Raw genomic sequence first — 9,600 nt, forward strand, 5'->3', positions numbered from 1 at the left:
CTTTCTGTCTGTTGGTTGCGTATACGAACGCGCATTATGCAAAGATACGCCAGTTTATCAACTCTGGCGGTCATAAGTACAAAATTAAGCTGTAAATAACAGATTAATGCCCAAACTGGCTAAGTGAATGCCGCTAACGCCGCTGTAGCGTCAAGAACGAAGGTATTTCCTCCAAAGTTATTGGCGTTACAGCCAGGCAGCAAGTGAATAAACCCCGATGAGCTTACTCAAGTAAGTGATTCGGGTGAGTGAATGCCGCTAACGCCGCTGTAGCGTCAAGAACGAAGGGGGTTTACAGTCTGAGGAGTCTATGCTGCAATCCAGCCCTAATTTATTTCTCTGTCGGATATCGATACCTGCTTATGATGCAAGCGCAACAATTCGCGCACGTGGTACTTGAGTGGTACCAAAGCTTTGGCCGCAAAACATTGCCATGGCAATTGGATAAAACACCTTATCAAGTCTGGCTATCAGAAGTGATGTTGCAACAAACGCAGGTTGCGACCGTCATTCCTTATTTCCAACGTTTTATGCTGCGCTTCCCTGATATCCGTGCTTTGGCGGCAGCCCCGCTGGACGAAGTTTTGCATTTGTGGACTGGGTTGGGTTATTACGCCCGCGCCAGAAACCTGCATAAAGCCGCCCAGATTGTTGTTGAACGCCATCAGGGCGAATTTCCCACGAATTTTGACGACATACTCGCACTGCCCGGTATTGGCCGCTCCACTGCGGGTGCTATTTTATCACTCTCTTTGGGGCAACATTTCCCCATTTTAGACGGTAATGTGAAGCGAGTTCTGGCTCGTTGCTATGCCGTTGAGGGATGGCCGGGTAAAAAAGAGGTCGAAGGGCGACTGTGGCAAATCAGTGAAGATGTCACCCCCGCCAAGGGAGTGGGCCAGTTTAATCAGGCCATGATGGATTTAGGCGCAATTGTATGCACCCGTTCAAAGCCCAAATGCGAACTTTGCCCACTGAATATGGGGTGTCTTGCTTATGCCAACCATAGCTGGACACGCTATCCGGGTAAAAAACCCAAACAAACAATACCGGAAAAAACAGCCTATTTTCTGTTACTGCAAAACGGTTCTCAGGTGTGGCTCGAACAGCGGCCTCCTGTGGGATTATGGGGCGGATTATTTTGTTTCCCGCAATTTGCTGAACAAGAGAGTCTGGATAGTTGGTTACAACAACGTGGCATGGCCGCCAGCGAGTTGCAGCAGTTAACTGCTTTTCGTCATACCTTCAGCCACTTTCATCTGGATATTGTCCCCATGTGGCTGAATACTGCATCAGGGCGTGGATGCATGGATGATGGGGCGGGTCTCTGGTATAACTTAGCACAGCCACCGTCGGTAGGATTGGCCGCCCCCGTTGAGCGCTTATTACTTCAGTTAGCAAAAGAAGAGTTAACAAAAGAAAAGTTAGCAAAACAATAATGGACAGCACCGCCGTCTACCCAAATAGCTGTATTTGACGATAGTCATCAAAGAGGATTTAGCATGAGCAGAACGATTTTTTGCACGTTTTTAAAAAAGGATGCTGAGGGGCAAGATTTTCAGCTGTATCCGGGCGAAATCGGCAAACGTATCTATAACGAAATCTCAAAAGAAGCTTGGTCACAATGGATAACTAAACAAACCATGCTGATTAATGAGAAGAAGCTCAGCATGATGAATGTAGAAGACCGAAAATTGCTGGAACAAGAAATGGTCAATTTCCTGTTCGAAGGGCAGGATGTTCATATTGAAGGTTATACTCCACCGAGTCAGTAACCTATTACGGGGCCTACGTTGGCCCCGCTGTTATTTATTCCCTAACGGGGACATTCCTCATCAAGATATGGCTTGTAAGATGAAGAAAATTTTAGCTTTGTTGGTCATTGCACCATTGTTAGTGTCTTGTTCAGGCAATAAAAATCAGCCAGAAAACGAAGTCTTTGTCAAAGACACCAACGGTTTTGAAATTTTAATGGGCCAATTTGCCCATAACATTGAAAATATTTGGGGATTAAAAGAAGTCTTAATCGCGGGCCCAAAAGATTACGTTAAGTATACGGATCAATATCAAACCCGCAGCCATATCAACTTTGATGCTGGTACCATTACAGTTGAAACTATTGCCACGACTGATCCGGCGGCTCACTTACGTCAGGCGATTATTACCACGTTATTAATGGGCGATGATCCTGGCTCGATCGACCTCTATTCTGATGCTAATGATATCCAGATTAGTAAAGAACCCTTCCTCTATGGGCAGGTACTAGATAACAACGGCGAGCCTATTCGTTGGGAATGGCGAGCTGCACATTTTGCTGATTATTTACTGCAAAATAAAATGCAAAAACGCACCTCTGGTTTGCATGTTATCTGGTCGGTAACCTTGCAATTAGTGCCGAACCATCTGGATAAACGCGCACATAAATATCTGCCACTGGTGCGGCAATCGGCTGAGCGCTATGGCGTAGAAGAGTCATTAATTCTGGCTATTATGCAAACTGAATCAAGCTTTAACCCCTATGCGGTTAGTGGCTCTGATGCACTCGGCCTGATGCAGGTTGTTCAGCATACTGCTGGGCGGGATGTCTACAAACTGAAAGGTAAAAGTGGTCAGCCGAGCCGCAGTTATCTGTTTGATCCTGCTAATAATATTGATGCTGGCACAGCCTATCTATCTATTCTGCAAAATACCTATTTGGGCGGTATTCAAAATGCCACCTCGCGGCGTTATGCAGTTATTACCTCCTATAATGGCGGTGCAGGCAGTGTGTTACGGGTATTCTCTAGCGACAAAAACCAAGCGGTTAATATTATTAATAGTATGGCTCCGGGCGATGTATTCCAAACGCTAACCACCAAACACCCATCCGGTGAATCTCGCCGCTATCTGGTGAAAGTGAATAGCGCGCAGAAGAGCTACCGCCGCCACTAATTGTAATGGGTATAAAGGGCACAATTCGCTGTGCCCTTTTTTATGGCTAAAATTGTGATCAACTGATAACTGCGCGCACTTGAATAACAACTATTCGTAATAAAACGTTTATAGTATTGATCATTAATTTCTTAACTACTGCTGGTAGATTGAACAAATGGACTTTGGACTTACCGTTTTCGAAATGGTGGTAATCTTCTCCACCATGGTCATTGCCTATATTATTTTTGGTATTACTGGCTTTGGTTCCGCGTTAATTGCCAGTCCAGTTTTAGCACTATTCATCCCCGTAGCAAAAATTGTCCCATTGTTAGCTATTGTCGATATGGTTGCTGCAATCACCAACGTAGCACGTCATAGCCGCCATGCAGATATTACAGAGCTTAAGCGCTTGGTCCCATTGATGATTATTGGGAGCCTAATAGGCGCTACAGTACTGCTACGAACCCGCCCGGATATTTTGTTATTAGCATTGGGAATATTTGTTATTTTATATGCAATTTACTCTCTCAGTCGGCGTAAACCGCAAGGGCAATTCAAACCCGCTGCCGCTATTCCTTTTGGCTTAATTGGCGGTATCTTCAGTGCATTATTTGGCAGTGGCGGGTTTATATATGCTATTTACTTATCCGGACGGATAGCCAGCAAAGATAATTTACGGATTACACAGACAACACTTATCGGTCTAAGCACCTTAACCCGAGTGATTTTATTTGCTCTGGCCGGAGTCTATATGGATCTGTCGATATTGTGGATGGTATTACTGTTAGCTCCGGGGATGCTGGTCGGATTGGCGATTGCCAATAAAATCAGCTTAGGGATCAGCCGCGAACAACTGATTAGAATCATAAATATCTTACTGCTGATTTCCGGTACTGCTTTGTTGATTCGCTATTTCGCTTACTGATTATCCTGATAGAGATAAGCTATAGTGTGACAGCCGATATTCTCGGCTGTCTTCTGTTTTCAAATTACTGAGTAATGACATAACCAAAAATACGTCGCCATTCTACATCACCTTTCTCAATATAAACGCCCTGCAATTCCGGGGAGAAGCCCGGCAATAAATTGATGCCTTCTTCTAGCGCCAGGAAATAACGCTGCACTGCCCCACCCCATATTTCACCGGGCACAACACATAATACGCCCGGTGGATAAGGCAAAGCCCCTTCTGCAGCAATACGCCCTTCTGCCTCAGCTATAGGAATCAATTCAATATTATCGCGGACAAACTGAATATTGGCATCCTGCGGGTTCATCACGACCGGTGGGAAACTGGCTTTACGGAACATATCCTTTTGCAACTGTTTAACGTCATGACTGACATATAAGTTATGCATCTCTTGGCATAACTGGCGCAAAGTATAGCCACGATAGCGCTCTTCATTCTTACGATATATCGTCGGTAATACATCACACAACAGCGCATTTTGCTCAATATAGCGCTCAAATTGGGCTAACATATCAACCAGATGAGCCATTTTGGCTAGGTTTTCAGCCGGTGTCAGCAGGAATAGGATCGAATTTAGATCGCATTTTTCCGGCACAATACCATTTTCACGTAGGAAAGTTGCCAGTATCGCTGCTGGCACACCAAATTGAGTATATTGCCCGCTGTTAGCATCAATACCCGGCGTTGTTAGCAATAATTTGCAAGGATCGACTAGATATTGATCTTGATTATAGCCTTCAAATCCATGCCAGCGCTCATTAGGTACAAAATTAAAGAAGCGGGCATCATTAGCAATAATCTCTGTATCGTAATCCTGCCAATTCTTACCCCCTACAGTGGGTGGAATGAATGGCCGTAACATTGAGCAGCGCTCTAATAATAATTTACGGGCCTCGATACCGAGCTTTACACAATCCATCCACATGCGGCGGCCACTGTCGCCGGAATGTATTTTGGCATTCACATCTAACGCGGCGAATAAAGGGTAAAATGGGCTGGTTGATGCATGCAGCATAAACGCATTGTTAAAACGCTTATGGTTACAGTGGCGTTTTTGCCCTTTTATATGGTTATCTTTTTTATGCACTTGCGAAGTCTGCGAAAAACCAGCCTGCTGCTTATGCACTGACTGAGTCACAATAATCCCAGGGTCATTTTCATTTAACTCTAGCAATAGTGGCGAGAAATCCTTCATCATCGGAATAAATTGCTCATAACCGACCCACGCAGAATCAAACAAAATGTAATCACATAAATGACCAATACTATCAACCACCTGACGAGCGTTATACACAGTGCCATCATAAGTGCCTAACTGAATGATCGCCAATCTAAATGGCCGCGCATCATTCACACGTTCAGGGGCTACTTCAGCGAGTTGCTGACGTAAATAATGCTCATCAAAACAGTGCGCATCGATGCCGCCAATAAATCCAAATGGATTACGAGCAGTTTCTAAATAGACTGGCGTCGCCCCCGCTTGAATCAGTGCGCCATGATGGTTAGATTTATGGTTATTTCTATCAAATAACACTAAATCACCACGGGTCAATAAAGCATTAGTAACCACTTTGTTGGCCGACGAAGTCCCATTCAATACAAAATAGGTTTTATCTGCATTAAAGACCTTAGCCGCATATTTTTGTGCATCTTTTGCCGCACCTTCATGGATAAGCAAGTCACCCAATTTGACATCGGCGTTACACATATCTGACCGGAAAATCGTCTCACCATAGAATTCAAAAAATTGACGGCCAGCAGGGTGCTTACGGAAAAATTCACCACCTTGGTGCCCTGGACAAGCAAAGGTTGAATTTTTCATCTCGACATATTTCTTTAATGTTGAGAAAAAAGGCGGTAACAGATTTTTTTGATATTCGCTGGCAGCAGCCTCAACCTGAGCATTGTAAAACGCTTTATTTGCCTCACCGAGGGTGATGATACCCTTAATAAGGGGCAAATAATCCGCAGAAACCGTCTGTTCTGCCGTAACAGCAATAAAAGTAGGAATAGCAAAACCCAAATCATTGAGCTTCGACAATATACCGGCACTCGCATCTTCCACCGACATCACCACCGCGGCAACATCTGTGAAATCGGTCTGATTGAGGTATACCACTCCCCGCTGACTTTCTACATAAGAAGCCAAACGAGCACTTGTTGCTATTTTTAACTGTGTCATGTCACTTACTCTCAAACGGTCAGGTATGAGGCTGCCACTTTGGCATATAGATGGCATCATATTGATTAATCATATGAATTGCCGGCAAATTAATATCTTTAAACGCACTTTTCCCGGCAGAAATAAAAGCCAGAATAGTGAGTGAACTGGTCTCAGCATCGACCAATAGACATCAGTAAAATCAGAGTATTAGCTCTATTTTTAATAATGTCTAACAGTGAGCAACACATAGCCTTACCGCATGAAAGGGATAAGAGACTTAACTGAAGTGAAACGGAGGAAGTGGCACGTGAGGCGCTTAATATGCATTGGATAGTGTAAAACTGCCATAACCGCCCCTGCTTAAATTCTCAAAATTATATGGACTAGAGGAATGAATAGTAACGCTAAATTCGCGCAATAATTACATGTTTACGGGAGCGATTCAACCCTTGAGATTCAATAAAAATTCATATTTAGTGAATATCTAAGCTATTGTTATCTAACGAACTGAAAAATAAAAAATCTATAAATCAATCAGATGAAACTGCCTGTCACGATGACAAAAAACATCGCACCAACATTTATTAGCTATTTTGCATGAAAAGAGAGCAACCGATCGCCTTTATATGAGAAACTCATTGACGATTTGGTGCCAATACGGTTTAATGCGCCCCGTTGCCCGGATAGCTCAGTCGGTAGAGCAGGGGATTGAAAATCCCCGTGTCCTTGGTTCGATTCCGAGTCCGGGCACCATTATTTAAGCTTGTTTGTTACTGTGACTGAACATCAGTCTTAACAAACAGGTGATTGGGTAGGAATGCGATACGCTCGTAATTTCGCCACATAGATTTTAAAAGTAGTTAGCAATCAATTAGCTCACTTGTTAAATTAAGTGGGCTTTGTTATGTATTATGGTTACACAGAGTTTCCTCTAGTGTCAATCAGCAAGGCTCACTGAGCCCTTGCCTCAAGCCGTTACATCAACTCTTTTTCCAAAATATCCCGCAAGCTATCAACGTTCTCATCAATGTACTCAAGTGTCGATTGGATGCTGACATGCCCCAGTAGCTTTTTGACGGCCTGAAGGTTTCTGTCGGGGGATTTCATCATATGCGTGGCAATAGTGTGCCTGAAACGATGTGGGCTCACAGTAAAATGACATTCTTTGGACAGGCTGTTAAATATTGTGCAAAAGTAGACCAAGGGATCGGGGAATTATGGTGTAAAAGTGCACCACCCTGATTATTGGTAAACTCTCCGTTTTTACGGAGATTTCCTTGGATGCTGTGCATGGAAACCATACTTAAAGTCAGAAGGCTTTCTCTTAAACAGGGACTCTCTCAGAGAGCATAGCCAAACAGCTACAAATATCTCGTCATACCGTCAGTAAATACCTCGCAATCGAGACTAAAGAACCGCCCGCTTATAAGCGGGTGCAGACTCACCACCCCAAACTGGGTGAATTCATCCCGGTATTAAAACAACGACTAAGTGACGATGCAAAACTCCCCGCCAAACAACGATTAACGGCCAGACGTCACTTTGAAAGGCTCAGAACGGAGCGGTATCAAGGCACTTATTGTGCAGTCGCCTCTTTCGTCAGACAATTCAAAGAACAATATAAACCTGCGCCCCACGTTGTTTTTATTCCCCAACGATTCAGTGCAGCAGATGCCTATCAATTTGATTGGAGTTTCGAAACAGTCAAATTAAATGGGCTGTTAGTTAAACTTAAAATTGCCCATTTTCGTTTATGCCACAGCAGAGCATTTTTTATTCGAGCTTATCCAAATGAGAAGCTTGATATGCTCATAATCATGCCTTTGCCTATTTTGGCGGCACACCTAATAGCCCAGTGTGCCGGTGTCCAGACTATTTTTACTCTGGTCTGCGGTGCTGGCAATCACTGCGCCATCCAGCTGAGTATGCTCGCCGACGGTGATATCAAAGCCGCCTTTGCCCGCAAAGATGCCGGTCTGCTCCTGCACCGAGTCATAGTTGCCGTGCAGTTTGTCCTGACTCATGCTGAGGTTGGCCGAGCCGCCGGCGGTCACCGCCATGCTGACACCGCCGCACCCAGCGCGGTATCACCACAGGCTTTGCGCCGTCAGGGTTGAACCATTGACGTAAACCTGTTACTGATGCTAATTGGTTACAGGAGGACTGCGAGTTGGTTGTTGGCGGTGGGAAGTTTGAAGTATTTAGAATGTTGAGAAAGGCCCCCAGACAAGGCTGGGGAGCATAAACGTTATTCTTTCAAGCTATTACAAAAAGTCACGATACTATTTAAATCTGTACACCACTCTGAAATTTTATGACCGTCTTCCGTATGAGTAACTCTAGGAGTTATAAAGTCATTGATTTTTTCGATGGTAAACGAGGGGTGATCTTCGAGGAAAATCACTTTATTTTGCAAAAAAACAACATCATCATCTTGAAAATATATGACCCAAACAAAAATAAAATTTGTTTGTTCCGGATCATACATTGAAACCGCTAATGCAGCATGGTTTTTACTATGCATACCCTTTTCAATAGATGCTAGCCAGCTGCGTTTGTAGTCTTTCAATTCCCAATACGATAAGGGCAATTGCAAGGTCTCCCAAAAATCATCAATAACAATCTTGGCTTCTTGAAATAACTCACCATCCATTTCTAGTGGTTCATTTTCAGGGATAATTCCAAACATAAATTAATCCTTAATCCTATTTAGATTGCTATCGTAAGTACCAATTCTGTCACCTTTACGATCAAACATTTTCCAGCCGTTAGTAACATTATGACTATCAATATCAGGGGTTATATAATTTTTCCCATCGAAATAAACAGGTTGTCCATGTGAGTTAAATGGTGCTTTTTGAGGTGAAATTCTGCGATCAAATCCTAAATTTTTTGCAGCTTCCTGAGCCTCTTTTCCTTTCATCGCCAGATAAGCCAAATCATCTTTATTCTGCTCTGGGATCGGCGTTACTGTCGTATTTCCACCCGTATCCGGCTTGCCATCCGTATTACCAGTATCAGTAACCACCTGACCTGTAGATTGGTCATTACCTGTATGACTTGGTGAATTATCCGCTATTTGATCTCCACCTGTATTGGCTGGGCCCGATCCGGCGATCTGGTCACCACCAGTATGGCCAGGAGCATACTTATCCTGAAGCGAACTGAGATATTTACTGGTGATCTCATCGTTACCCATCATTTTCAGGGTAACAAGATGCTCCAGTTCATCGGACGTCATCTTATCCGCAATGTCTTTGATTGCGGCACCTGCCAGCCCTGCAATACCCGCTTTGGCTCCGATCTCCAGCAATTGCTCCGCGACCTTGCTTCGACATGGGGCAGCGATGGCACAACCTTCCGCAACAACCTTGAGGAAGTTATTCTCAACCGCATTTTTCCCTGTCTGCGCCCCTGCAACCGTATCAGCGGTGCTGTCGCCGGTCAATCCACCGGCTAATCCTGCGGCCAGTGTCGCCAGCGCACTGACGGTCTGCTTCTGATCTTCGCTGAGATTGTCTTTGTCCCAGCCCATTGCCGCGATAATCCTCGG

Annotated in this window: 8 protein-coding genes, 1 tRNA gene and 3 pseudogenes; 6 read left to right on the forward strand and 6 right to left on the reverse strand. The window is 44.3% G+C overall.

Annotated features, from left to right (window positions below; genetic code table 11):
• The first annotated feature begins 362 nt into the window (after positions 1-362).
• The 4 genes from mutY (at position 363) to FTA91_RS11940 (ending at position 3,838) form a co-directional block, all read left to right on the forward strand.
• Positions 363-1,439, forward strand: coding sequence for an A/G-specific adenine glycosylase (gene mutY / locus FTA91_RS11925; RefSeq protein WP_174634627.1), 1,077 nt, complete (start codon positions 363-365; stop codon positions 1,437-1,439).
• Between the two features lie 63 nt (positions 1,440-1,502).
• Positions 1,503-1,775 (forward strand): oxidative damage protection protein, encoded by a 273-nt coding sequence (locus FTA91_RS11930; protein WP_004391023.1) that lies wholly within the window; start codon positions 1,503-1,505, stop codon positions 1,773-1,775.
• Positions 1,776-1,854: 79 nt separating this feature from the next.
• Positions 1,855-2,931: a membrane-bound lytic murein transglycosylase MltC gene (gene mltC, locus FTA91_RS11935; RefSeq protein WP_050115991.1), complete on the forward strand. Its 1,077-nt coding sequence runs from the start codon at positions 1,855-1,857 to the stop codon at positions 2,929-2,931.
• A 157-nt stretch (positions 2,932-3,088) separates the two neighbouring features.
• The gene (locus FTA91_RS11940) at positions 3,089-3,838 is read left to right on the forward strand and encodes a sulfite exporter TauE/SafE family protein (RefSeq protein WP_050115989.1); all 750 of its coding nucleotides are present in this window, start codon (positions 3,089-3,091) and stop codon (positions 3,836-3,838) included.
• A 64-nt stretch (positions 3,839-3,902) separates the two neighbouring features.
• Here the strand turns inward: FTA91_RS11940 and speF are convergent, their stop codons facing one another.
• Positions 3,903-6,065, reverse strand: coding sequence for an ornithine decarboxylase SpeF (gene speF / locus FTA91_RS11945; protein ID WP_050115987.1), 2,163 nt, complete (start codon positions 6,063-6,065; stop codon positions 3,903-3,905).
• Positions 6,066-6,724: 659 nt separating this feature from the next.
• On the opposite strand from speF, the gene FTA91_RS11950 reads away from it, so the two are divergent.
• Positions 6,725-6,800: transfer RNA gene (locus tag FTA91_RS11950), tRNA-Phe, on the forward strand.
• A 222-nt stretch (positions 6,801-7,022) separates the two neighbouring features.
• Here the strand turns inward: FTA91_RS11950 and FTA91_RS11955 are convergent.
• Positions 7,023-7,229 (reverse strand): annotated as a pseudogene (locus tag FTA91_RS11955) (tyrosine-type recombinase/integrase); the annotation flags it as partial.
• Positions 7,230-7,328: 99 nt separating this feature from the next.
• Between FTA91_RS11955 and FTA91_RS11965 the strand changes: the two are divergent.
• Positions 7,329-7,896, forward strand: a pseudogene (locus FTA91_RS11965) (IS21 family transposase); the annotation flags it as partial.
• Here FTA91_RS11965 and FTA91_RS11970 read toward each other — a convergent pair.
• From FTA91_RS11970 to FTA91_RS20475, 4 genes and pseudogenes are all read right to left on the reverse strand, one after another.
• Positions 7,892-8,107, reverse strand: a complete 216-nt coding sequence (locus FTA91_RS11970) for a hypothetical protein (protein ID WP_235896850.1) — start codon at positions 8,105-8,107, stop codon at positions 7,892-7,894. The pseudogene FTA91_RS11965 and the gene FTA91_RS11970 overlap by 5 nt on opposite strands.
• Positions 8,108-8,295: 188 nt before the next feature.
• Entirely contained in the window at positions 8,296-8,736 is a 441-nt protein-coding gene (locus FTA91_RS11975) for a hypothetical protein (RefSeq protein ID WP_050116544.1), read from the reverse strand.
• A 3-nt stretch (positions 8,737-8,739) separates the two neighbouring features.
• Positions 8,740-8,970, reverse strand: coding sequence for a toxin C-terminal domain-containing protein (locus FTA91_RS20470; protein WP_328592895.1), 231 nt, complete (start codon positions 8,968-8,970; stop codon positions 8,740-8,742).
• Positions 8,971-9,183: 213 nt separating this feature from the next.
• Positions 9,184-9,600 (reverse strand): annotated as a pseudogene (locus tag FTA91_RS20475) (VENN motif pre-toxin domain-containing protein); the annotation flags it as partial.

It is taken from the genome of Yersinia thracica (assembly GCF_902170565.1).
In the GTDB taxonomy this organism is placed as follows: Bacteria; Pseudomonadota; Gammaproteobacteria; order Enterobacterales; family Enterobacteriaceae; genus Yersinia; species Yersinia thracica.